A 24,237-nucleotide genomic window follows, 5' to 3' on the forward strand; every position below is an offset into this window, starting at 1 on the left:
TGGCCCCGCTTATACCGGCTGAGCACGCGGTGCGCACGCGGCGCGCACGTCCGTTGAGCTTGCCGTGGCAAGCCGTTTGCTGATCGGAGCGCACCACCGGGCCCGTGGGCCGGAAGCGCACGCGGCGCCCTCGACGGAGAGATGGCTCATGGCTCTGACCGCCGTTCCGACCGATGTTCCGAGCGCCAGCACGAGGCCCGAGACTCCTCTGGCGCCGTGCGGTCTCACCCCGTCCGGCGCGGTCGGGCCGCGCCCGGCGTCCCGGGCCGCGAGCGCGGGCCCGCTGGCCGAGGCGATCTGCCGGGCGAAGGAGGGAGACCGGGAGTCGCTCGACGAGCTCACGCGGCTCATCCGCCCGCACGTGGAGCGGCAGCTCGCGCGCTACCCCGTGTCCGACGAGGACCGGCTCGACCTCGTGCAGTCGACGCTGCTGCAGGTGGTGCGGACGATCCGCTCCTTCCGCGGCGACTCGAGCTTCACGACGTGGCTGTTCCGGGTGACGGCCAACGAGGCGCTCATGCTGATGCGGTCGCAGCGGCGGCAGCGCGCGCGCATCGTCGAGGGGCTCGACTTCGAGGAGCTCGGCCTGCTCCCGACGATGCGCAGCACGATCGGCGAGGACGACGCCGCGTCGGCGGCGGAGCGGGAGGCGTGCGTCCGCGAGGCGCTGTGCGAGCTGCCGGAGGACTACCGCGACGTGGTGCTCGCGCACTACCACGAGGATCTCGGCCTGCAGGAGATCGCGCAGAAGCTCGCGGTGAGCGAGAGCGCGGTGCGCTCGCGGCTCCACCGGGCGCGCGTGCGGCTGCGCGCGATCCTCAACGCGACCGCGTTCGGCCGGGAGATCGCCGAGGGCGTCGCGGCCTGAGGGCGGGCGCGGGCGCGGGCCGGCCGTGTGCGAAGGCTGACTGTGCGAAGCTGACTGTGCGAAGGCTGACTGTGCGAAGGTTGACCGCTTCGAGGCCTGACCGCTGCGAGGCCTGAGCGCGTGCGAAGGCGGACCGTGCGCCCGGGTGTGTGGGGGCTGACCGCGCGCCGCCCGCGCGCGCGACGCTAGCGGACGGCGGAGAGCCTCGCGGTCGCCTGGCGCCAGCGGCGGAGGACGTCCCAGAGCTCGTCCAGGGTGCGGAGGAGCACGTCCGGACCGGCGTTGAGGATCTCCTGCTCCGAGGCGAAGCCGCCGAGGACGGCGATCGACCGCGCGCCTGCGCGGCGCGCGCACTCGATGTCCTGGGGGCCGTCGCCGACCATCACCAACCTGCGCGGCTGGATGCCGAGGAGCTGTGCGAGGTAGAGCAGCGGCGCGGGCGACGGCTTCTTGTCGGCGACGTCGCCGCCGGCGACCACGGCGTGGAAGCGCGCGCCGACCCCGAGCGCGGCGAGCACCGCGTCGGTGGTCGAGCGCGGCTTGTTCGTGCAGACGCAGATCGACAGATCGCCCACGTCCGCGAGCCTCTCGATGATGTCCTGCGCGCCCGGCATCCAGCGGGTGAAGTCGAGCGGGTGCTGCTCGTAGTACGTGAGAAAGTGCCGGAGGAGCTCCTCCACGTCCTCGGACGACTCGGGGAGCTTGGCGGCGCGCGCGCACAGCGCGCGGGCGCCGTCGCCCACGTACCGGACGATCACCTGCGCCGGCAGCGGGGACCGCCCGGTCGCCTCCAGCGCATGGTTCACAGCCGCCACGATGTCGCCGCGGCTGTCGATCAGCGTGCCGTCGAGATCGAACACGACCGCCGTGGGAGCAACCATCGTCCCAGAGCCTACGCCGGCGCCCTCGCTGACGGAAGGTGTGGCGAGCACCGACGTCGCAGGTTGTAGGAATGAAATGTGGCGGGACGATTCGGGCGTCGCTGCCGCCGACGGCTGAGCCCGCGAGGCGATCGCGCGGCCAGGCCTGGGCCGGCTCCCACGTCAGGGCGTAGGATGCCGGGCACCATGGACGGTGCGGCACGCATGCTCGCGTGGTTTGACCAGGCCCTCGCGCGTCATAAGCCGGACGACGCGCTCTCGTTCACCGAAGCGCAGGCGAGCTTCACCTCGGTGCTGACGGGCCTCATCGCGGTCGAGCGCGGCGGCGGCATGCTGTTCGGCATGGTCCTCTCCGGCGAGCACGTCGACGCGCTCGTGCGCGCGGCGCTCCCGGCGCTCTCGGAGGCGGCCCAGGCCTGGCGCGCGCACTTCGAGCGGCGCTACGGCGCGCGCGGCCGCCAGGAGGTCGCCCGCATCGCCGCCGCGCTCCGCTACGCGCCGTTCCTCGACCGCGGCCCCCTCCGCGCCGACCCGGCCGTCGACGAGGCGCTCGCGCAGCTCATCGACGCTTGCCTCGACCCGCGCCGCGCCGCGCCGTCCGCGGACGACGGGCTCGGCGACACGCTCCGCAGCGCCCTGGCGCGGGGGAGCGCCGCCTCCTCCGCGCCGCGCGCCGGCTGGTCCGTCGCGGTGAAGACCCCCTCTGCGGATCGCCGGCGCGAGGTGGCCGAGGTCGAGGCGCTGCACGGGGCGCTTCACCCGCAGATCGAGGCGCTCTATGCCTCCCTCGACGGCCTCGCCCTGGTCGACCGGGCCTCTGCGCCTTCCCGCGTGCCGTGGCCCGCTGTGTTCCCGCCGGCGGCGATCGTCCTCGTGTCGCCGCTCGACGCGGTGATCGTCATCCGCAAATCGAGCTCGTCGAGCCCGATGGGAGAGATGCAGCTCCTCACGCTCGCCCGGTTGCCAGGGCACATCCTGTGCACGGAGTCCGACCGCGGCGTGAAGGTCGAGTGGACCGTGGCCATGTATCTCGCGGTTCGCGTGGGAACCGCGGAGATCTACCTGTCCGACGGTGACTACAGCTCTCCAACGCGCTTGCTCGCGCCCGATCTGGTGAGCCTCCTGCGCGCGCTCCGCGGCGCGGCGCCGCGGCTGGACGGCGTCCTCGCGGCCCTGGTGGAGGTGCTCGGCGGCGGGGTGTCGAACGCCGGCTGAGCCGCCGGCCGCGCCGACCTCGCCGCCCACCGCGCGGAGGACCGCCAGACGGGGCGCCGGCAGATCCGTTATGCTGCGGGGGCGCCATGACGATCGACGCCACCCCCGACGTGCCGATCCCGTCGGTGCTGTCGAAGCTCGACGAGATCCGGCAGCGCATGGCTGCCCACACCGACCGGGAGGACGAGCGGCGGATCCTGGAGATCCTCGCCGGCGCGACCGCCGTCGAGCTCGACCAGCTGCTCCTCCTGCTGGATCTGCGCGCGTTGCTCGGCGACGTCGACGATCGCCTCATCGGCCCCGACAACCGCACGGCGCTGCTCGATCTGCTGACCGCGGAGCGCCTCGGCGACCTCGGCATCCCGGCGCGCGCGGCGCTCGCCTCGGCGCTGCAGCGCGGCCGCACGGGCCGCCGCGACGAGCAGGCGCTGCGCCGCCTCTGGCTCGGAACGCGCGGCGCCGACGTCACGCGGCTCAAGAACGCGGTCGACGGCCGGGGCGGCTACCGCGACCTTCACCAGCTCTTCTATCACGATATCGACGACGACGCCCTGCGCGAGGAGCTCCTCGCGCATCTCGCGCGCGAGGCCGCCGCGGTCACGACGCGCGATATGAAGATCCTCTCCGATATCGACGATACCTTCTATGCGAACTGGAAGGACGCGCGGTATCCGAAGAAGACCGTCTATCCAGGCGTCCTACAGTTCTACGCGGAGCTCGACCGCGGGCCGGGCCCGGAGCCCGCGCGTCTTGGCGACCTGACCTTCGTCACGGCCCGCCCCGGCGATCGCCTCGGCCTCGTCGAGGACGCGACGCTCAGGGCGCTCGCCGAGCGCGGCCAGCTCGCCGCGACCGTCCTCGCGGGCTCGTTCACCCGCCTCATCGGCAACCGCACGATCGCGGAGAAGAAGCTCGAAAACTTCCTCGAGTACCGGCGGCTGTATCCGGAGTACGGCTTCGTCTTCGTCGGCGACAGCGGGCAGGGCGACGTCCACTTCGGCCAGCGCATGCTCGAGCTCGCGCCGGAGTCGGTCCACGCGATCTTCATTCACGACGTCGTCGCGACGCCCGAGCGCGCGCGGCAGGAGCTCGCTGTCAGCGGGGTGCACCTGTTCGACACGTACATCGGCGCGGCCACCACGGCGATCGAGCGCGGCCTCCTCGGCCTCGAGGGCGCGGCGCGCGTGGCCGAGGCCGCGCTCGCGGCGTTCGCCGCGATCCCGTTCCCGTCGCACGAGGGCCGCGCGCCGCGCCGCCTCGAGCTGCTGCGCGACGCCGCGCGGCTGAACGAGCTCCTGCCGCCGTCGCTGCGCCTCGACGGGGCCCTGTAACGCGCCTCGACATCGTCAGGCCGCGGCGAGCGCGGCGACGAAGCGGTCGATCTCGGCCTCGTCGTTGTAATAGTGGACCGAGGCGCGCACCAGATCGGGAATCCCGCGCGCCTCGAAGTCGAGCAGCGTCCCCGAGGCGGTCGACACGCTGACGTGGATCGCCTGGGCGCCGAGCCGGGCCTTGACGGCCGCGGCGTCCTCGCCGTCCCGGGTGAAGGTCACGATGCCGCAGCGCTGCTCCCCGAGGTCGCGCACGGCGACGCCGGGCAGCTCGGCCAGCCGCGCGCGCAGGCGCTCGGCCAGCAGAGAGACCCTGTCGCGGATCGCGGGCAGGCCCAGCCGGAGCGCGTACTCGGCGGCTGCGCCGAGCCCGAGCCGGCCGGCGACGTAGCTCTCCCAGTTCTCGAAGCGCCGGGCGTCGGGCCGCAGCTCGTAGCGGTCCGGCGCGGTCCAGCGGGCCGCGTGGAGGTCGAGGAACGGCGGCTCGAGCCGGTCCAGCAGCGCGCGCCGGACATAGAGAAAGCCGGTGCCGCGCGGCCCGCGCAGGTACTTGCGCCCCGTCGCCGACAGGAGATCGCAGCCGAGCGCCTCGACGTCGATCGGCAGCTGCCCCACCGACTGGCATGCATCGAGCAGGAACGGCACGCCCGCCGCCCTGGCGCGGCGGCCGATCGCCTCCGCCGGGTTGACCAGCCCGCCGTTCGTGGGGACGTGGGTGATCGCGATCAGCTTGACCCGCTCGTCGAGCAGGCGATCGAGCGCCGACAGCGAGACGGCGCCGCGCTCGTCGCTCGGGATCGGGACGATCTCCGCGCCCGTGCGCTGCGCGACCTGCAAGAACGCGATGTAGTTCGAGGCGTACTCGGCCCGCGCGGTCAGGATGCGATCGCCCGGGCGGAAGCGGAGGGAGTAGAACGCCATGTCCCAGGCGCGCGTGGCGTTCTCGACAAGCGCGATCTCGTCCGGCGCCGCGCCGATGAGCCGCGCGATCGCGCCGTAGACCGCCTCGATCCGCTCGCCCGCCTCCGCCTCCGCCTCGTAGCCGCCGATCGCCGCCTCGCGCCGCAGGTGCTCGACCACCGTGTCGACAACGACCGCCGGAGGCAGCGACGACCCCGCGTTGTTGAAGTGCAGCACGCCGGCGCAGCCCGGGGTGTCGCGGCGCAGCGCGGCGATATCCATCGTCATCACGTCATCTCCTCGGCAGGCCGACACGCTGCCGGCTGGCCGGCACCACGTCAATCGCGGCGATCGCCGGCGGCGGCAGCGGCTGCTGGCCGGCGCCGCGCGGGCGCCGGTTACTCCATCAGCCCGCTGCGCAGCTCGGTCGGGGAGTAGCCGAGCATGCGGCGGCAGGTCCGCGAGAAGTGCGCCAGATCGGCGAACCCTGCCGTGTGGGCGGCGCCCGTGGCGTCGAGGCGCGCGAACGCCGCCAGCGCGACGAGGAGCCGGCGCCAGAGCTGGAACGTGCGGATCGGCAGCCCCACGTCGCGCACGAACAGCGCCTGCAGGTGCGCCTCGGAGATCCCGGCGCGCGCGATCGCGAGCCGGCGGTCCGCCCCCGGAGCGCGTAGCGCCTCGAGGACGCGGGCGACGCGCCGGTCCGGGGCGCGCGGCGGCGATTCGCGCGCGAGCCAGGCCGCGACCTCCCGCGCGAGGCCGTCGAGGACCTCGGGGCGCGACAGCGACGCGCGGTGGGCCGCCACGGCCGCCTCGACGCGCGCGAGGAGGCGGCCCTCGAGCGGGCAGGCCCCGCCGCGCAGGCGCGCGTAGCTCGCCACGCGCGGCATCTCCTCGGGATCGACCAGGAGCCCGATCGTGGGACCGGGGCTCGAGGCGGCGTGCCACCGATCCGGGGGCACCACGACCACGCGCCCGCGCACGACCGCGCCGCCCGGCTCGGGCACGATCACCGTCACGTCGCTCTCCAGCCCGATCAGGACCGCCGCGCCGTGCTCGGCGTGGAGCGTCGACGCCATCGCCGTCGAGGCGCGCACCGCGAAGGCCTCCGCGATCACGGCGCCGATCCGGGTTTCGTTCAAGCGGCCCACGGCCCGGAATCCTACCCTGGCGCGCGAAGGAGGTCGTGAGCGATGAACCTGTTCTCGGACGAGATGCGCCGAAACCCTTACCCCCTGTACGACCAGCTCCGGAGCGGCTCTCCGGTGCTCCACTATCCACCTTCCGATGCGTGGATGATCTTCGACTACGACGGGGTGAAGCGGGCGCTCCACGATCATGAAGCGTTCAGCTCCGTCGTGTCGCCGCCGGGCAACAGGACCTCCGAGTGGCTCATCTTCTCGGACCCGCCGCGCCACACGAAGCTGCGCGCGATCCTCCAGCGGGCCTTCACCCCGAGGGCCGTGGCGGGGCTCGAGCCGCGTATCCGCCAGCTGTCGCGCGAGCTCCTGGACCGCTCGATCGAGCGTGGCGAGATGGACCTTGTCGAGGACTACACGGTCCCGCTCCCCCTGCTCGTCATCGCCGAGATGCTCGGCGCGCCGATCGAGGACCAGCCGCGGTTCAAGCGCTGGAGCGACGTGATCCTGGACCTCAGCACCACGGTCTCGGGCAGCGAGGAGGCGGCCCGGGCGATCGCCGAGTTCACCGCGGTGACCGCCGAGATGCAGGCCACCCTGAGGGGCCTCCTTGCGCAGCGGCGGGCGGCGCCGCAGGATGATCTCCTGACCCGGCTCGTCGACGCCGAGGTGGACGGAGAGCGGCTGAACGAGGACGAGATCCTGGGCTTCTTCCAGCTGCTCCTCGTGGCCGGCCACGAGACGACCACGAACCTGCTCAGCAATGCCATCCTGTGCTTCCTCGAGCACAGGACCGAGCTCGCCCGCCTCCGGGCCGAGCCCGATCTCCTGCCCTCCGCGATCGAGGAGGTCCTGCGCTACCGCTCGCCGGTCCAGGCGATGTTCCGCGTGACGAAGCGCGATGTCCCGATGCACGGCCAGGTGATCCCGGCCGGCAAGCCGGTGCTGGCGATGATCGGCTCGGCCAACCGAGATCCAGAGCATTTTCGCGATCCTGGCCGCTTCGAGCTCGCGCGCGATCCCAACCCGCACATCGCGTTCGGGCACGGGATCCACTTCTGCCTCGGGGCGCCGCTCTCGCGCCTCGAGGCCAGGATCGCGCTGTCGGATCTCGTCGCGCGGCTCACGGACCTCGAGCTCGCCGGCGACGCGCCGTGGGAGCCGCGCCGGGCGATCCACGTGCTCGGCCCGACCCGTCTGCCGATCCGCTTCGCGCCGGGGACGCGCCTCGCCCCATCCGAGGCGTGAGCGCGCGCGCGTCGCTCGACGCGCGGCTCGTCCGGCTCTCCTGATGCCCGCCGGTCTGATGCCACCCGGCCGCACCGCTCCGCTGCGCGATCCGGCCGGAGCGGCCGTGCCTCCATCGCCGTCGGGACCGCGGCGCCGCTCGACCGGGCCAGGCCGCGCGGCGCGGGCGCCGGCGAGGCCTGGCCCGTCGAGGGCGCGATCGCGCGGTCTTCGCCGCGTCTCCCACCGCTGGCACCGCCATTGCTGATGCAGAGCCCGTGCAATCGAGCGGCCGACAGGATGGGCAGGCGTGGAGAGCTCGATGAAAGAGCAGACCTTCATCGAGGTCGTTGTTCCGCGCGAGATGACGCCGGATGAAAAGCAGAGCCTCCTCGACGACCTTTACGGCCTCCGCCGCCGGATCTTCGAGGGCTCGCAGCGGAAGCGGAGCTTCGCCAGCCACGTCATCGAGGCCGGTACGGAGCACGGCGCGGTCGTGCTCCGCCGGAGCGCGGGCGGACAGATCGTCGGCTATTTCGCGATGGAGATCCTCGAGCGAGAGTCCTCCGGCGTGCGGATAGCGATCTTCCGCGGCGAGTCCGGCGCGCTCGGCGAGCGCCCCGGCGGCGATGTCGCCCTGCGCCTCGTCCTGGAGCGCCTGATCCGGTACATGCTCGCCCACGCGGGTCGACCCGTCTATTGCCTGTGCTCGCTGGCGCACCCGTCGAGCTACGCCCTGTTCTCGCGGTTCGTCGACATCACGCACACGAGCCCGGCCGAGAGCCGGGTGGCGGGCGCCGACGCGCTCATGTCCGGGCTCGCCGCCTCGTTCGATCTCGGGGCGAGCGAGCAGGGCAGCCCGTTCGACTTCGAGGCCGGGCAGCGGGCGAGCGAGCCGGCCGACGGCTGCGACTTTCTGCACCTCTACGAGAACCCGTCGGTCCGTTGCTTCGTGTCGGCGCACCCCGGCCCGGCGGAGGGGCGCGGGCTGATCGCGCTCGTGCCGCTGAGCCTCGGCGGCATGGTGCGCGCGGCGGCGCGCTATGCAGGGCCGGAGGCGAAGCGCTGGTAGAGCCGTGGGGCTCTCGACCGCGGTCGAGCCGGTGGCCAGGGTGATCCCGCGCCCGGGCGGTGCGCGCGCGGGGTCAGCTCGCCAGCACGTCCGACAGGCTGTCGAGGAAGCGCTGGTTCTCGCGCTCGGTGCCGATGGTGACGCGCAGGCTGGTCGGCAGGTTGCCGAACGGCCGCACGATGACGCCCTTCCGGAGCAGGGCGTCGTAGACGGCGCGCGCCGGCCGCCCGACGTCGACGAGCACGAAGTTCGCCTGGCTCGGCGCCACCGACAGCCCGAGCCGGGTGAGCTCGCGCGTGAGCCGTTCGCGCTCGCGGAGGTTGAGGGCGCGGCTCTTCTCGACGTGCTCGGTGTCGTCGAGCGCCGCGAGGGCGGCGGCCTGCGCGATCGCGCTGACGTTGAACGGCGCGCGCACCCGGTTCAGGTAGTCGATGAGCTGGGCCGGGCCGACGGCGTAGCCGACGCGGAGGCCTGCGAGGCCGTAGATCTTCGAGAAGGTGCGCGTGACGATGAGCCGCTCGCGGAGCCCGCGGAGGCGGATGGAGTCCGGGAAATCCGCGGCGTCGGCGTACTCGATGTACGCCTCGTCCATGACGATGATGACCTCGGGCGGCACCTCCCTGAGCAGGCGCTCGACCGCGCTGCGGCCCACGTGCGTGCCGGTCGGGTTGTTCGGGTTCGCGACGAACAGGAGCCGTGTCTGCGGCGTGACGGCCGCGGCCATGGCCTCGAGGTCGTGCCGCAGGTCCCGCAGCGGCACGGCCGTGAACGGGACGCCGTAGGCGAGCGCGGCGAGCTTGTAGACGATGAAGGCCGGGTCGGCGAAGACGATGTGCGACCCCGGCGTCGCGAAGGCGTGCACGATGAGGTCGAGCAGCTCGTTGGAGCCGTTGCCCTGGAGGATCTCGCCCATGGTGACGCCGTGGACCGCCGCGAGCCGCTCGCGGAGCCGGTAGGCCGCCCCGTCCGGGTAGAGGTGCATGTTCGCGAGCTCCCGGCGCACGGCCTCGACGGCGCGCGGGCTCGGGCCGAGCGCGTTCTCGTTCGAGGCGAGCTTCACGGCGTCGGTCACGCCGAGCTCACGCGCGAGCTCATCGAGCGGCTTTCCTCCTTCGTACGGTACGAGCGTCTCGACGGTAGGCAGAACAAGCGCTGACATGGGGCGCACCCTATCACACGTCCGCCACGCCATGCGAGCGTGCGGCGCCATGTTGAACGCCATGGCGCAAGGCGCAGAGGCGCAAGAAAAAGAGGGGAGATTCAACGCCAAGGCGCAAAGGCGCCAAGGCGCAAGAATAGAGAGGGGAGATTCAACGCCAAGGCGCGAGAAAGAGAGGGGAGATTTAACGCCAAGGCGCAAAGGCGCCAAGGCGCAAAAAAGAGAGAATGGGGGGGTTGCCAGAGGGCTCGCCGGCCCTAGCAGCGATGATCCCGCCGCATCCACGATGACCATGGCTATCCTGAGGGATCCCCTCAAATCTTTCGGAAAATTCACAGGGAGGCGGGGAGGCGGGGAGTAAAATCTCGGAAAGAAACTCCCCGCCTCCCCGCCTCCCTGTTCAATTTCTCGCTGTATACGGGCACAAAATGAGGGGATTCCCCAGGTGGCTATCTCGTCCTCGCCCATCCCATCCCCGTCTTTTTGCGTCTTTGCGCCTTTGCGCCTTTGCGTTGAATCTCTCCTTCACGACCCTCTCAGCGACCCGGCAGCACGCTCTGCGCGAGACCGAGAGACCCCCCAGCTCGCGCGACAGACCCCCTCGAGCCGCCCCCGCAACACATCGGGGTCGCTGCGCACCCCGAGCCGTGTGCACCGGTGGTCACATAGTGTCATTTCGCAGGGTCTCCTGTAAACGTTCGGACACACGTAGTGTCATTTCGCAGGGTCTCCTGTAAACGTTCGGACACACGTAGTGTCATTTCGCAGGGTCTCCTGTAAACGTTCGGACACACGTCGTGTCATTTCGGAGCCCTTCGTCGGAACCTCGGGACACACGGGGTGCCACCCCCCGCAGCCCGGCGGCTGTCCTCCCACCTCCCCACGGCTCCACCGCCCCCTGCTCCCCGCGGAGCCCGCGCGGCGAGGCCGCCGGCGCCCCCCGCCGCGCGACCGACCGCCGGGATCTGGCCTCTGCGTCCGCCCTCCGTGTGATACTCGCCGTCCCGATGAAACCCGGGGACATCGTCGCCGACCGCTTTCTGATCGAGCGCCTCGCCGGGTCGGGCGGGATGGGCTCCGTCTACCGTGCCCTCGACCGGCTCACCGGCGAGACCGCCGCGCTCAAGGTCATGTCGGGCCGCGGCCTCGAGCACGGCGAGCGCTTCGCCCGCGAGGCGCAGGTCCTGGCCGAGCTGCGGCACCCGGGCATCGTCCGGTACATCGCGCAGGGCGCCACCGAGAGCGGGGAGCCGTGGCTCGCGCTGGAGTGGCTCGAGGGCGAGAGCCTCGCCGACCGGCTGCGCCGGCGCGGGCTCACCGTCAGCGAGAGCGTCACGCTCGGCCTCCGGATCGCCGAGGCCCTCGCCGAGGCCCACCGCAACAACATCGTCCACCGCGACCTCAAGCCGAGCAACCTCTACCTCGTCGGCAAGGCCGTCGAGCAGGTCAAGCTCCTCGACTTCGGCATCGCTCGCCTCACGTCGCTCGCGCCCCTCACCATGACCGGCGTCGTCATGGGCACGCCGTTCTACATGGCGCCCGAGCAGGCGCGCGGCGAGCGCGCCGTCGGGACCCCGGCCGACGTGTTCGCCCTCGGCTGCGTCCTGTTCCACTGCCTCACCGGACGCCCGCCGTTCGTCGGAGACGACATCCACGCCGCCCTCCTCCGCGTCGTGCTCGACGAGGCGCCCCGCCTCCGCGACATGCGCGCCGACATCCCCGAGAGCGTCGACGCCGCCGTGGCCCACATGCTCACCAAGGATCCGCACCAGAGGCCCGCGAACGGCGCCGCCGTCGCCCTCGAGCTGCTCCGCGTGGGCGAGATCCAGAGCACCCCCCCGGCGCCCGTGAGCCGGCGCGCGAGCGCGCTCACCACCGGCGAGCGGCGGACGCTCTGCCTGATGCTCGCCCGCATGGGCCCGCCGGAAACTCCGTCGTGGCAAGGGCCCACCCTGCCGATGACCCTCCCGATGACCATGACCCTCGCGCGCGCCGTCCCGGAGGACGAGGTGAAGCGCGTGGCCGCGCGGTTCGGCGGGACCCTCCAGACGCTGGCGGATGGGCTCCTGCTCATCACGCTCGAGGGGCGCGGCCTCATCACCGACCAGGCGGCGCGCGCGGCGCGGTGCGCGATCGAGGTGCGAGACCTCCTGCCCGGCGTGCAGATGGCCCTCGTCGCAGGCCGCGGCTCCGCGGACGACCGGCTCCCGATGGGGCCCACCATCGACCGCGCCGTGCGGCTGCTCGATCGCGCCGACGGCGGTTCCATCCGCCTCGACGAGGTGATGGCCGGCCTGCTCGACGCGCGCTTCGATGTGGACGGCGACGCGACAGGCCTCGTGCTCCGCGCCGAGCGCGACCTCGTCGAGGCGGCGCGCACGCTGCTCGGGCGGACGACGCCGTTCGTGGGGCGCGACCACGAGCTCGCCATCCTCGACGCCGTGCTCGACGAGTGCGTCTCCGAGCCGACCGCGCGCGCCGTGGTGATCACCGCGCCCCCGGGCCTCGGCAAGAGCCGGCTGCGCTACGAGTTCCTCCGCCGCGTCGAGGAGCGCGAGGAGCGCGTGCAGGTCTGGCTCGGCCACGCCGATCCGATGAGCGCCGGATCGCCGTTCGGGATGCTGCGCCAGATGCTCCGCCGCGAGGCCGGGCTCTCCGGCGGCGAGCCGCAGGAGGTCCAGGAGCAGCGCCTGCGCGCCCGCGTCGGCCGCACCCTCAGCGGCGGCGACCTCGCCCGCGTGACCGAGTTCCTCGGCGAGGTGGCGCGGATCCGCTTCTCCGACGAGGGGCGGGTCGAGCTGCGCGCCGCGCGGAGCGACCCGATGCTCATGGGCGACCAGATCCGCCGCGCCTGGGAGGACTTCGTGCTCGCCGAGTGCCGCGCCGAGCCGGTGCTCCTCGTGCTCGAGGACCTGCAGTGGGGCGACGTGCCCACCGTGAAGCTCATCGACGCGGCGCTCGCGCTCCGGGACCAGCCGCTCATGGTGCTCGCGCTCGCGCGGCCGGAGGTCGAGACCGTCTTCCCGAAGGTGTGGGTCTCGCGCGGCGTGCAGGAGATCCGGCTGCGCGAGATCGGGCGCCGGGGGAGCGAGCGCCTCGTGCGCGAGGTGCTCGGCGACGCCGTGACGCCCGAGCTCTGCGCGCGGCTCTGCGAGCGCGCCGGGGGCAACGCGTTCTACCTGGAAGAGCTCATCCGCGCCGCGGCGTCGGGGCGCACCGAGGCGCTGCCCGAGACCGTGCTGTCCATGGTGCAGGCCCGCCTGGAGTCGCTCGACGTCGAGGCGCGGCGGGTCCTCCGGGCGGCGAGCGTCTTCGGCCAGAAGTTCTGGCGCGGGGGGCTGATGGCGCTGCTCGGCGGCGAGCGCCGGGCCCCGCAGGTGGACGGGTGGCTCGCCGTGCTCGTCGATCGCGAGCTCATCGCGCGGCGGGGCGAGGGGAAGTTCCGGGGCGAGGACGAGTACACGTTCCGGCACGCGCTCGTGCGCGAGGCGGCGTACGTGACGCTGACGGACGGCGACCGCGCGCTCGGCCACCTGCTCGCCGGCGAGTGGCTGGAGGCCGCGGACGAGCGCGACGCGGCGCTCCTGGCCGACCACTTCGAGCGCGGCGGCGACGCCGAGCGGGCGGTCATCTGGTTCCGGCGCGCGGCGGAGCAGGCGCTCGGGGCGAACGACTTCCGCGCCGCCATCCAGCGCGCCGAGCAGGGCGTCGCGAGCGCCGACGCGGACGGGGAGCTCTTCGCGGCGCTGCGCCTCGTCCAGGCCGAGGCGCACAAGTGGCTCGGCGAGGCCGCCGAGGCCGAGCGGTGCGCCGTCATGGCGATGAAGGACTTCCCCAGGAAGAGCGCGCTCTGGTACGCGGCGGCCGCGGAGGCGGCGTCGATGCGCGTGCGCCTCGGCATGGGCGAGCGGCTCGCGGATCTCGTCGAGGAGCTCCGGGGCGGCAGGCCGAGCGGCGGGGAGCGCGGCGGCGCGCCGGACCTGCTCGACGAGGCGACCGGCGCCTCGGTGAGCGCGCTGGCGCGCATCGCCGGGTCGCTCCTGCACGGGGGCCAGTACGCCGCGGCGGAGGAGATCGTGCAGGAGCTCGCGCGGGTGGCGATGCCGCTCGCCGAGCGCGACGCGGCGGTGGCCGCGCGCATCCACGCGCTCCGGGCGTCGCGGGCGCTCTGCTACGGCGATCCGGCGGCGTCGCTCGAGTGCACCGAGCAGAGCATCCCGGCGTACCTCCAGACCGGGGACATCAGGAACGCGTGCCTGAGCCGGGTGAACGCGGCGCACTGCCTCGTGCAGCTCGGGGCGTACAGCCGCGCCGAGGCGGAGCTGCGCGACGCGCTCGCCGAGGCGGAGCGGCTGGGGCTCTACAACGTGGCGGCGTTCGCGAAGCAGAACCTGGGGCTGCTCTGGATCCAGCAGGGCGACCTCGGCGCGGCGCGCGCGGTCACGGCCGAGGCGGTGGAGGCGTTCGCGGCCCAGGCGAACCGGCGGCAGGAGGCGCGGTCGCGCGCGTACCTCGCGGCGATCCTGACCCGGCTCGGCCACCTCGAGGCGGCGGACAACGAGGCGGGCGCGGCCGTGGCGATGCTGGCGCACGTGCCGACCCTCCAGGCGCTCGCGCTCTCGGTGCGCGCGCGGGTGCTGCTCGAGCAGGGCCGCGCCCACGAGGCGCTGGAGGCGGCGCGGCGCGGGCTCGGGCTGCTGGTGTCGGTCGGCGGGACCGAGGAGGGCGAGGCGCAGATCCGGCTCGTGTACGCCGAGTCGCTCCGGGCCTCCGGCCACGACGAGGCGGCGCGCGAGGCGATCGCGGTGGCGATGCAGCGGCTCGTCGCGCGGGCGCAGCGGATCCTCGACCCGGCGCGGCGGCAGAGCTTCTGCCAGGCCGTGCCGGAGAACGCCAAGACGTTCGCGCTGGCGGCGCTCTGGCAGCAAGAGGTGGAGCCTACGTTGCAATGAACTGAAGGCGACGGAAGGCGACTGAGGGCGAGTGAAGGCGACGGAAGGGGAGTGAAGGCGACCGAAGGCGAAGGCGCCGAGTCGCGGCCCGCGCGCGGCGCCGCGGCACGACGAGCTCGCTCGTGCGCCTCGCGCTGTGGCCGGACGGAGCGCCGCGCGCAGCGGTCGTGTCCGCTGGCCGCCTGCGCTGGAACCGCCGTGATGTGGAGTTCCTTCACGACATCTCCGTTGCCGTCCGCGGGCGCGCGCACGACTGCGACGGCAATCCCGGCCGCCGCAGCTTGACTGTTTGTCGTAGGTCCGAAAGAATCTTCAGTCGGGTTATGTATTCAATGCTCTTCCGGAATGTGCTCTTTCCTTTTTACGAGACGAAACTCCGAAGGAGGGCGACGCTGACGTATTTCGAGGAGCTGCAGCGGTCCCAGTGGCGGCCGGAGGGCGAGCTGCGGGAGCTCAACTGGCGGAAGATGCTGGCGACCCTCCGCTTCGCCGAGCAGAACGTGCCCTTTTACCGGCGGCGCTTCGCCGAGCACGGGGTACGGGTCAAGGACGTCCATGCGCCCGAGGATCTCGTGCGCTTTCCGGTCCTGACCAAGGCGGATCTCCGCGCGCACGGCAACGAGCTCATCGCCGAAGGGTGGAACGGCAAGCTCTTCCGGAGCGGTACGGGCGGATCTACCGGGGAGCCGGCACGGTTCTTTTACGATCACACGACCTACGAGTGTCGTCAGGCCGCCGCCCTGCGCGCCGACGCGTGGGCCGGCGGTCGGATCGGGGACAAGGAGCTGTACATCTGGGGCATTCCGACCCACGAGCCCCGCTGGAAGAAGGTGAAGCGCACGCTGCACGAGGCGTTCCTCCGGAAGAAGACGGTCAGCGCGTGGAACCTGGCGGAGGCGCAGCTCTCGGGCGTCGTGGACGAGATCCTCCGCTACCAGCCCAACCTCGTTGTCGGGTACACGAGCCCGCTCTATTACACGGCGCGCTACGCGCTCGAGACGGGGCGCAGGCTGCCCACGCCGAAGGGGATCATCGCGACGGCGGAGCGGCTCTTCCCTCACCAGCGCGAGGTCATCGAGAAGGCGTTCCAGGCGCCGGTCTACGATCGCTACGGCTGCAGGGAGATGATGCTGATCGGCGCGGAGTGCGAGCGCCGCGAGGGCAAGCACATCAACATCGAGAACATCTTCCTCGAGATTCAGTGCGGCGACCGGCTCGCGCGGCCCGGCGAGCCGGGCGAGGTGATCCTGACCGACCTCCTGTGCCGGTCGATGCCGCTCATCCGCTACAAGAACGAGGACGTGGTGATCGCGGCGGACAGGTCCTGCTCGTGCGGCCGCGGGCTGCCGCTGCTCGCCTCGGTCGAGGGGCGGGTGCTCGACATGATCGTCGGGCCGGACGGCCAGCTCCTGTCGGCCGTGTTCTTCCCCTACTTCTTCAAGGACAACCCGACGGTGGAGCGGTATCAGGTCCACCAGGACAAGTCGCGGGCGATCACGATCCGGATCGTCCCCGGCGAGAGCTACCGGGCGGAGACGTCGGAGGCGATCCAGCGCGATCTGCGCCAGTTCCTGGGCGAGCGGGCGGACATCCGGGTCCTGCTCGTCGACGAGATCCCGGTCACCTCGGGCGGGAAGTTCCGCTTCACCGTGTCCGAGGTGCCGATCGAGTTCGGCAGCGGGGCCGCGGCGTGAACGGTGTGCCCGAGGTCCGGCCGGCGCGGGGCGTGGGGCCGCGCGCCGCGCCGGGTCAGCCCGCGAAGGTCGCCCACGTCGTGCTGTCGCTCAACGTGGGCGGGCTCGAGCGGGTGGTGCTGCGGCTGCTCGAGCGGACGGCGCGCGACCGGTTCGCGCCGGTCGTGTGCGCGCTCCACGAGCCCGGCGCGCTGGCCGAGGAGCTCGCGCGGCTCGACGTGCCGCTCGTGGTGCTCGCGCGCAGGCCGGGCCTCGACCCGGGGCTGCCGGTGCGGCTGTCGGCGTGGCTGCGGCGCGAGGGGATCCGGCTCGTCCACACGCACAACCCGGGGCCGCACCTCTACGGCGCGCTGGCGGCGGGGCTCGCGCGGGCCGCGAGCTTGCCGGGCGGCGGCGGGCCGCGGGTCATCCACACGAAGCACGGGCGCAACTACCCGAAGCAGAGGCGGAAGGTGCTGGTGAACCGGCTGGCCGCGGCGCTGACGGACCGGGTGGTGGCGGTGAGCGACGACGCCCGCGCGGTCGCGCTCGAGGTGGAGCGGGTCGCTCCGGCCAAGGTGGTGACGATCCTGAACGGCGTGGACACGGACGTGTTCCGGCCGGGCGACGCGGGCGCGGCGCGGGCGCGGCTCGGGGTGCCGGCGTCGGGCTACCACGTGGGGTGCGTCGCGCGGCTGTCGCCCGAGAAGGACCACGCGACGCTGCTCGCGGCGTTCGCGCGGCTCCGCGAGATGCGGCCGGACGCGCACCTCTCGCTGATCGGCGACGGCCCGCTGCGGCCGGCGCTCGAGCAGCAGGCGGCGCGGCTCGGGCTCGGCGGTGCGGTCACGTTCACGGGGACGCGCGGCGACGTGGCGGAGCTGCTGCCGGCCTTCGACGTGTTCGCGCTCGCGTCGCTGACCGAGGGGATCTCGCTGACGCTGATCGAGGCGGCGGCGGCGGGGGTGCCGATCGTCGCGACGCGGGTGGGGGGCAACCCGGAGATCCTCGAGGAGGGCGAGACGGGGCTGCTCGTGGCGCCGGGCGCGCCGGAGACGCTGGCGGCGGCGCTCGAGGCGGTGGCGGTGCGGGAAGACCGCGCCGCGATGGGGATGCGCGGGCGGGCGCGGGTGGTCGAGCGGTTCGGGGTGGACCGGATGGTCCGCGCGTACGAGGACCTCTATGCCGAGGTGCTCGGGGGGTAGAGAGCCTGCTCGTCGGGAGAGGTCTTGCTGAGCTGCCCGGCCCGAGGAGACCCTGTTCGTCGCGCGGCGCGGGGGCCCCGCCGGACTCGCCTGAGCCATCTCTCCTCCGGCAGAGCCGGAGGAGAGATGGCAAGTGGGCTCAGACATCGGCCCTCCCCGCGCCGCGCGACGAACAGGGTCTCCTCGGGCCTACCGTCCACGGGACCAGGGACGAACCTGGAGACGAGATACCAGCGCTGCGCGCCGATGAGACTGCGTGTCAGCGCGCCGATGAGACTGCGTGTCAGCGCGCCGATGAGACTGCGTGTCAGCGCGCCGGTAAGACTGCGTGTCAGCGCGCCGGCGTCACCGGGGCTCTCCGGTGGGCGAATCGAGCTGCACGGAGGCGGTCCACGCGCCGCCCTTCCCCTCGTCTCGCACGGTCACCCGCCCCGTGGCGACGTCGAGATCGAACGCCGGATCGCCGCCGTTCTGGGTCGTGTTCCCGTCGTGGACGCGGACGATCTGGTCCCCCTCCACCGTGCACTCCGAGACCCCGGTCGTGCCCGCGCCGTAGAGCATGCGGCCGGCGCACGCGAGGCGCGTGAGGCACTTGCCGCCTCGCGGGAGCGGCGAGACCTGCAGCGCGCACCTCGCGCCCGCCTTCACCGGGCTCGGTCCCGTGGACTCGGCGACGAACGCGGATCGGCGCAGCGCCATCCGGGTGACGTCGAGGAGCGGCTCCCCCGCGACGGGCGGGCTCTGGTAAGCCAGCATGAGCTCGACGCGGTACGCGGGCGCCGAGTCGCGCCAGACGGCGCCGGCCTTGCGGGTGCTGTCGAGCGAGACCTCGGCCCGCTCCCCGGTGCGCGAGCCCTTGTCCTCGTACGAGAGGGCATAAACATGGGTGCCAGGCTCCGCGCCGGCGTCCTCCTCCACGCCGCTGCTGAACATCGACATGCCGTTGAGCGGATCGCGCGATCGATAGATCGGCTTCCCGCCGCACACGACCTCGAGCGAGGGCACGCGGATGTCGTCGCCCGAGCTCGTGAGCTCCGCCTTGACGGTGCACGGCGCGCCCGCCGAGAGGGGGAGCCCCGTGGCGCGCGTGACGGCCGCGTTCCAGGTCGCGATCGCGCGCCGCAACGGCTTCTCGGGGGCCGGCGCGGCGGGCTCCGGCGGCGCGGGCGCCGGAGGCACGGGGGCAGGCTCGGCCGGCACGGCGGGGACCGGCCGCGGAACGTCGACCATCGCGTCGGGCGCCGGCCGCATCAGCGCATAGCCGGCGACCATGGCGCAGAGCCCCAGGCCCGCGAGCAGCGCGAGGATCGGCACGGCCAGCGAGCGCCTCGGCCCGCCGCGCACCGCGTCGAGCTCGCGGCCGAGCTGGTCGAGCACGCGACGGGCCTCCGCCATCTGCCGCTCGATCTGCTCGACGCGCGCCGCCCGATCGTCGTCCCGGTGATCCTCGAGCTCCTTTTTGGCCGCCGCGAGCTGCTCCTCGAGGCTGTCCACGCGCCCGCGCAGCGCGTCCCGTTCGTCGCGGTACTGCATCGCACCACGATAGCACCGAGCAGCTCGCCCGATGCGCGGGCCGCCGGAGAGCCTCGCGCTCGCGCCGCGGGGAGTCAGCCGCCGGGGCGCAGGCGGCGCGTGGGCTCGCCATGTCCGCAGTCTGACGGTTCGCGCCGGATTCCGCGGCAGAACACCAGAGTTCTCGCCCGGGGGGCCGGTGCAGCGTGTACGCTGTGGGGGTCCACAGAAGTCTTGGGGAGGGCGACCAGGTCGTGGAGCAGGAGGCCGTCGGAAATGGGACAGGGTCGCCAGGGCAGTGGGGTACCGTTGCCGGAGCAGTGGGGCGAGCTGCCCGGCCCCGCGGGGCGGCAGGCCAGCGGAAAGGCCGGCGTCCCCGGCCCCGCGGCGCGCCAGGCCGAGAGCCCGCGCGGGGCGGCCAGCCCTCGCACCATCGGCGTCGTCGCCCCCTTCCTCTCGGGCGCGTTCTGGGGCCCTGTCATGATAGGCATTCATGCGTCGGCCCAGCAGCGCGGCCATCGCACGCTGGTGCTGCGCGGCACGCCGTCCGAGGTCCAGGCGCCCTCGCTCGCCAGGGAGCAGGTGGACGGGTGGATCGTCATCATCGAGTACGGGGGCCTCGAGGAGCTCGCGCGCGCGGGGGTCCCGTTCATCACCCTCGGCGCCCGCCCCGCCGACATCGCCTGTCCTGCCGTGCTCCCGGACAACCACGGCGGCGTCCGGAGCGCGGTGCTCCACCTGATCGAGCACGGGCACCGGCGCATCGCGTTCGTCGGCCACTTCGACGCGTACGACGTGCGCGAGCGCCGCGACGCCTACAAGGACACGCTCGCCGAGGCGGGGATCCCCCTGGATCCCGATCTGGTCATCCCGTGCGATAACAACATGTACAGCGGAGGCCGCGCCGCCGCGCCGGCGCTCCTCGCGCAGCTGCCCGCGTGCACGGCGGCGGTCTTCGGGACCGACAAGAACGCGCTCGGGATGATGTCCGAGCTCAAGGCAGCCGGCGTCCGCATCCCCGAGGATTTCGCGATCATCGGCTTCGACGACGTCGTGGAGGCGCAGAGCGCCGACCCGCCGCTGACCACCGTGCGCCAGCGGTTCGAGATGATGGGGAGCGCCGCGTGCGATCTCATCGCGTCGATGATCGGCGGCGAGGCCTTCCCGGCCGAGGGCGTGCGCACGGCGAACGCGCTGATCCTGCGGAGCTCGTGCGGATGCAATGTGATCCAGAACTTCCTCGACGTGGAGGACGCGGCGCCCGAGGAGGACGCCGGCAGGGTCGTGGCCCGCCAGATGGTCGAGCTGCTGATGCTGCCCCGGCCGCTCCCGCCCGAGCTGCCGCCGGCGGCGGTATGGCCGGCGGTCACGCGGGTGGTCGACATGTATTTCTCGGTGCTCCGCGGCGCCGCGCCGGCGCCGGCCGCCGAGCTCGAGCGGGCCTATCGGCAGGCCGTCGACATCACGCCCGATCTGGGGGCGCTGCTGGCGACGGCGCGACTGCTGGGCCAGCTCCCCGAGCGGCGCCGCGCGCCCCTGGACGCGGCGGCCAGGCGGCGGGTGGACGACTTCCTGGAGCTCACGCGCCTCGCGATCGCGCGGGCCCGGCTCGAGGCCGAGACCCGGTATCTCCACCAGCTCGGGGTGCTCGCGAGGACCAATTACGAGGTGAGCTTTGCCCTGCTCGGCGGCACCGAGCAGGAATACAGGTCGCTGTCGTGGCTCGAGACGACCACGGTGGTCTGGGGCTGCCTCGCCCTGTGGGAGGACCCGGCGGCGCGCACGGACCTCGTCGTCGCCGGCGCCTACAGCCGCGACGGCAGCCCGGTCCCGCCGGACGGGAGCCGCTGTCGGCTGGAGGCGTTTCCGCCGGCCGAGATGCTGCCGCCGTCGGCCAACGACGGCACGCACATGGTGATGCTGCTGCCGATACGCTCCGCCCGGCGCGACTGGGGGATCCTCGCGCTCGTCGGCTCGACCATCGTCGCGATGACCGGGGACGAGGGCACGGTGGCGATCTGGGGGACGCTGCTCGGCGCGGCGCTGGAGCGCGACGCGCTGCTTGAATCGCTGTCGGCGCAGCACGCGGATCTGCAGAAGGCGTACGGGATCGAGCGCGCGCTGTCGGAGACGGTGCGGGAGCTGGGCTGTCCGGTCATCCCGCTGCTGCCCGGCGTGCTGCTCGTGCCGCTGGTCGGGATGATCGACGGCGACCGCGCCCGGCAGGTGCTCGAGAAGGTGTCCGAGGGGGTGAGCCGACACGGGGCGTTCTGCGTGCTGCTCGACCTCACGGGCGTCCCGTTCGTGGATGCCCAGGTCGCCCACACCCTGGGGATGATCAGCCGGGCGGCCGCGCTGCTCGGGGCGCGGGTCTACGCGGTCGGTGTGCGCCCCGACATCGCGATGAGCCTCGTCGACGTCGACCTCGGCGCGCTGGCCACGTTCTCGTCGCTGTCGGCGGCGCTCCGCGAGCTGGCGCCGGCGGGCGGGCGCGCGCGCAAGGCGAGGTGGGGCGCGCGTTAAGAACCTCGTCGCGTTCCACACCGCGCTCCCGAGATCGGCTAGGGATCGATCTGGCCTCCGGACGAGGAGGCTCGGCTGGGCGTGGACAAGCCCGTCCGGGAGGGAGCACGAGGATGGGTCAGGGGGGCCGGGACAGCGGCGTCGTGGTGCCGGAGCAGTGGGGCGAGCGTCCCGGCGCCCAGGGACGAGGGGCCGGCTCCTCGCTGCCCCCGGCGCGGCGCACCGACGCCCCGGGGCCGGGGGAGGGCCCGGGACGAGGGGCCGGCTCCTCGCTGCCCCCGGCGCGGCGCACCGACGCCCCGGGGCCGGGGGAGGATCCGGGACGAGGGGCCGGCTCCTCGCTGCCTCCGGCGCGGCGCACCGACGCCCCGCCGCTCCACGGCACGGCGATCGGCGCGGCGCTCCGCCCTCGCACCGTCGGCGTCATCTCCCCCTTTCTCGACGGCACATTCTGGAGCCCTGTCCTTCAGGGCATCCATGCGTCGGCCCAGCAGCGCGGGTTCCGCACGCTGGTGCTGCGCGGCACGCCGTTCGAGGTCCATGCGCCGTCGCTCGCCGGGGAGCAGGTGGACGGGTGGATGGTCCTGATCGAGCTGCACGGCCTCGAGGCGCTCGCGCGCGCGCGGGTCCCGTTCATCACCGTCGGCACCCGCGCCGCCGAGGTCGCCTGTCCTGCCGTGCTCCCGGACAACCGCAGCGGCATGCGGAGCGCCGTGCGCCACCTGATCGAGCACGGGCACCGGCGCATCGCGTTCGTCGGCCACTTCGACGCGTACGACGTGCGCGAGCGCTTCGCGTCCTACAAGGACACGCTCGCCGAGGCGGGGATCCCGTTCGATCCCGAGCTGGTCGTCCGGAGCGACAACAACTGGTACAGCGGCGGCCAGGGCGCCGCGCCGGCGCTCCTCGCGCAGCTGCCCGCGTGCACGGCGGCGGTCTTCGGGACCGACAAGAACGCGCTCGGGATGATGCCCCTGCTGAAGGCGGCGGGCGTCCGCATCCCCGAGGATCTCGCCATCGTCGGCTTCGACGACGTCGTGGAGGCGGAGGGCGTCGATCCGCCGCTGACCACCGTGCGCCAGCGGTTCGAGATGATGGGGAGCGCCGCGTGCGATCTCATGGCGTCGATGATCGACGGCGAGGCCTTCCCGGCCGAGGGCGTGCACACGGCGAACGTGCTCGTCGTGCGGAGCTCGTGCGGGTGCAACACGGTCCAGGAGTTCCTCGACACGGAGGACGCGGCGCCCGAGGAGGACGCCGGCGTCCTCGCCCGGCGGATGGTCGAGCTCTTGCTCCTGCCCCGGTCGCTCCCGCCCGACACCCCGCCCACCGACGTATGGCCGGCGGTCACGTCGGTGATCGACGGCTATTTCGCGGCGCTCCGGGGCGCCGCGCTGCCCTCGGCGGCCGAGCTCGCGTGTGCCTGCCGGCAGGCGGTCGGCATCACGCCCGATGTGGGCACCTTGCTGGCGGCGGTCCGCCTGCTGGGCCAGCTCCACGAGCGGCGCGGCGCGCCCCTGGACGCCGCGGCCAGGCGGCGGGTGGAGGCGTTCCTGGAGCTCGCGCGCCTCGCGATCGCGCGGGCCCGGGTCGAGGCCGAGACGCAGTACGTCCAGCAGCTCGGGGTGCTCGCGAGGACCAACCACGACGTGAGCTTTGCCCTGCTCGGCGGCACCCAGCAGGCGTCGCGGTCGCTGTCGTGGCTCGAGACGACCACGGCGGTCTGGAGCTGCCTCGCCCTGTGGGAGGACCCGGCGGCGCGCACGGACCTCGTCGTCGCCGGCGCCTACAGCCGCGACGGCAGCCCGACCCCGCCGATCGGCAGCCGCTGTCGGCTGGAGGCGTTTCCGCCGGCGGAGATGCTGCCGCCGTCGGCCAACGACGGCACGCACATGGTGCTGCTGCTGCCGATACGCTCCGCCCGGCGCGCCTGGGGGATCCTTGTGCTCATCGGCCCGACCCCCGTCGACATGGCCGGGGACGAGGGCACGGTGGCGATCTGGGGGACGCTGCTCGGCGCGGCGCTGGAGCGCGACGCGCTGCTTGAATCGCTGTCGGCGCAGCACGCCGATCTGCAGAAGGCGTACGGGATCGAGCGCGCGCTGTCGGAGACGGTGCGGGAGCTGGGCTGTCCGCTCATCCCGCTGCTGCCCGGCGTGCTGCTCGTGCCGCTGATCGGGATGATCGACGGCGACCGCGCGCGGCAGGTGCTCGAGAAGGTGTCCGAGGGGGTGAGCCGACACAGGGCGTTCTGCGTGCTGCTCGACCTCACGGGCGTCCCGTTCGTGGATGCCCAGGTCGCGGATACGCTGGGCATGACCAGCCGGGCGGCCGCGCTGCTCGGGGCGCGGGTCTATCTGGTCGGCGTGCGGCCCGAGATCGCGATGAGCCTCGTCGGCGTCGACCTCGGCGTTCTGGCCACGTTCTCGTCGCTGTCGGCGGCGCTCCGCGAGCTGGCGCCGGCGGGGAGGCGCGCGCGCAAGGCGAAGCGGGGCGCGCGGTAGGGGGTGCTGTCATCTGCCCAGAGCGGTATCCCATGAAGTCGGGAAGCTATTAAAATCATTGGGGTTTCCTTCCCGC

Annotated in this window: 15 protein-coding genes; 10 read left to right on the forward strand and 5 right to left on the reverse strand. The window is 73.2% G+C overall.

Annotation, left to right across the window (positions count from 1 at the left end; translation table 11 throughout):
• Positions 1–148: 148 nt before the first annotated feature.
• Positions 149–868: an RNA polymerase sigma factor gene (locus tag WMF36_RS45505; protein ID WP_437577119.1), complete on the forward strand. Its 720-nt coding sequence runs from the start codon at positions 149–151 to the stop codon at positions 866–868.
• A 185-nt stretch (positions 869–1,053) separates the two neighbouring features.
• Here WMF36_RS45505 and WMF36_RS45510 read toward each other — a convergent pair whose 3' ends face one another.
• On the reverse strand, positions 1,054–1,749 hold the full coding sequence (locus WMF36_RS45510; RefSeq protein ID WP_437577120.1) for an HAD family hydrolase: 696 nt from the start codon (positions 1,747–1,749) through the stop codon (positions 1,054–1,056).
• A gap of 186 nt (positions 1,750–1,935) precedes the next feature.
• Between WMF36_RS45510 and WMF36_RS45515 the strand changes: the two genes are divergently transcribed.
• Together WMF36_RS45515 and WMF36_RS45520 are read left to right on the forward strand one after the other, a co-directional pair.
• Entirely contained in the window at positions 1,936–2,964 is a 1,029-nt protein-coding gene (locus WMF36_RS45515; RefSeq protein ID WP_437577121.1) for a hypothetical protein, read from the forward strand.
• 86 nt (positions 2,965–3,050) lie between these two features.
• Positions 3,051–4,295 carry a phosphatase domain-containing protein gene (locus WMF36_RS45520; RefSeq protein ID WP_437577122.1) on the forward strand — a complete coding sequence of 415 codons (1,245 nt, stop codon included), beginning with the start codon at positions 3,051–3,053 and terminating at the stop codon, positions 4,293–4,295.
• 15 nt (positions 4,296–4,310) lie between these two features.
• On the opposite strand, the gene WMF36_RS45525 is transcribed toward WMF36_RS45520, so the two are convergent.
• Both WMF36_RS45525 and WMF36_RS45530 read right to left on the reverse strand, forming a co-directional pair.
• Positions 4,311–5,483, reverse strand: a complete 1,173-nt coding sequence (locus WMF36_RS45525) for an aminotransferase class V-fold PLP-dependent enzyme (RefSeq protein ID WP_437577123.1) — start codon at positions 5,481–5,483, stop codon at positions 4,311–4,313.
• 110 nt (positions 5,484–5,593) lie between these two features.
• Complete coding sequence (locus WMF36_RS45530; protein WP_437577124.1) at positions 5,594–6,346, reverse strand: helix-turn-helix domain-containing protein; 753 nt, start codon at positions 6,344–6,346, stop codon at positions 5,594–5,596.
• 42 nt (positions 6,347–6,388) lie between these two features.
• On the opposite strand from WMF36_RS45530, the gene WMF36_RS45535 reads away from it, so the two are divergent.
• The gene (locus WMF36_RS45535; protein ID WP_437577125.1) at positions 6,389–7,582 is read left to right on the forward strand and encodes a cytochrome P450; all 1,194 of its coding nucleotides are present in this window, start codon (positions 6,389–6,391) and stop codon (positions 7,580–7,582) included.
• Positions 7,583–7,883: 301 nt separating this feature from the next.
• Positions 7,884–8,633: a hypothetical protein gene (locus WMF36_RS45540; RefSeq protein ID WP_437577126.1), complete on the forward strand. Its 750-nt coding sequence runs from the start codon at positions 7,884–7,886 to the stop codon at positions 8,631–8,633.
• Between the two features lie 73 nt (positions 8,634–8,706).
• Here the strand turns inward: WMF36_RS45540 and hisC are convergent, their stop codons facing one another.
• Positions 8,707–9,792 (reverse strand): histidinol-phosphate transaminase, encoded by a 1,086-nt coding sequence (hisC, locus tag WMF36_RS45545; protein ID WP_437577127.1) that lies wholly within the window; start codon positions 9,790–9,792, stop codon positions 8,707–8,709.
• 1,007 nt (positions 9,793–10,799) lie between these two features.
• Here hisC and WMF36_RS45550 point away from each other — a divergent pair.
• The 3 genes from WMF36_RS45550 to WMF36_RS45560 all read left to right on the forward strand — a co-directional run bounded on the left by WMF36_RS45550 (position 10,800) and on the right by WMF36_RS45560 (position 17,622).
• The gene (locus tag WMF36_RS45550; protein ID WP_437577128.1) at positions 10,800–14,744 is read left to right on the forward strand and encodes a protein kinase domain-containing protein; all 3,945 of its coding nucleotides are present in this window, start codon (positions 10,800–10,802) and stop codon (positions 14,742–14,744) included.
• Positions 14,745–15,076: 332 nt separating this feature from the next.
• Entirely contained in the window at positions 15,077–16,438 is a 1,362-nt protein-coding gene (locus WMF36_RS45555) for a phenylacetate--CoA ligase family protein (protein WP_437577129.1), read from the forward strand.
• On the forward strand, positions 16,435–17,622 hold the full coding sequence (locus WMF36_RS45560) for a glycosyltransferase family 4 protein (RefSeq protein WP_437577130.1): 1,188 nt from the start codon (positions 16,435–16,437) through the stop codon (positions 17,620–17,622). The genes WMF36_RS45555 and WMF36_RS45560 overlap by 4 nt, the downstream gene beginning before the upstream one ends.
• A 345-nt stretch (positions 17,623–17,967) precedes the next feature.
• Here WMF36_RS45560 and WMF36_RS45565 read toward each other — a convergent pair whose 3' ends face one another.
• A complete protein-coding gene (locus WMF36_RS45565) occupies positions 17,968–19,155 on the reverse strand; it encodes a hypothetical protein (protein WP_437577131.1) in 1,188 nt (395 codons plus the stop codon).
• Positions 19,156–19,410: 255 nt separating this feature from the next.
• Between WMF36_RS45565 and WMF36_RS45570 the strand changes: the two genes are divergently transcribed.
• Complete coding sequence (locus WMF36_RS45570) at positions 19,411–21,657, forward strand: substrate-binding domain-containing protein (RefSeq protein WP_437577132.1); 2,247 nt, start codon at positions 19,411–19,413, stop codon at positions 21,655–21,657.
• Between the two features lie 113 nt (positions 21,658–21,770).
• Positions 21,771–24,161, forward strand: coding sequence for a substrate-binding domain-containing protein (locus WMF36_RS45575; protein ID WP_437577133.1), 2,391 nt, complete (start codon positions 21,771–21,773; stop codon positions 24,159–24,161).
• Positions 24,162–24,237: the final 76 nt, after the last annotated feature.

Source organism: Sorangium sp. So ce887 (assembly GCF_051521455.1).
In the GTDB taxonomy this organism is placed as follows: domain Bacteria; phylum Myxococcota_A; class Polyangia; order Polyangiales; family Polyangiaceae; genus Sorangium.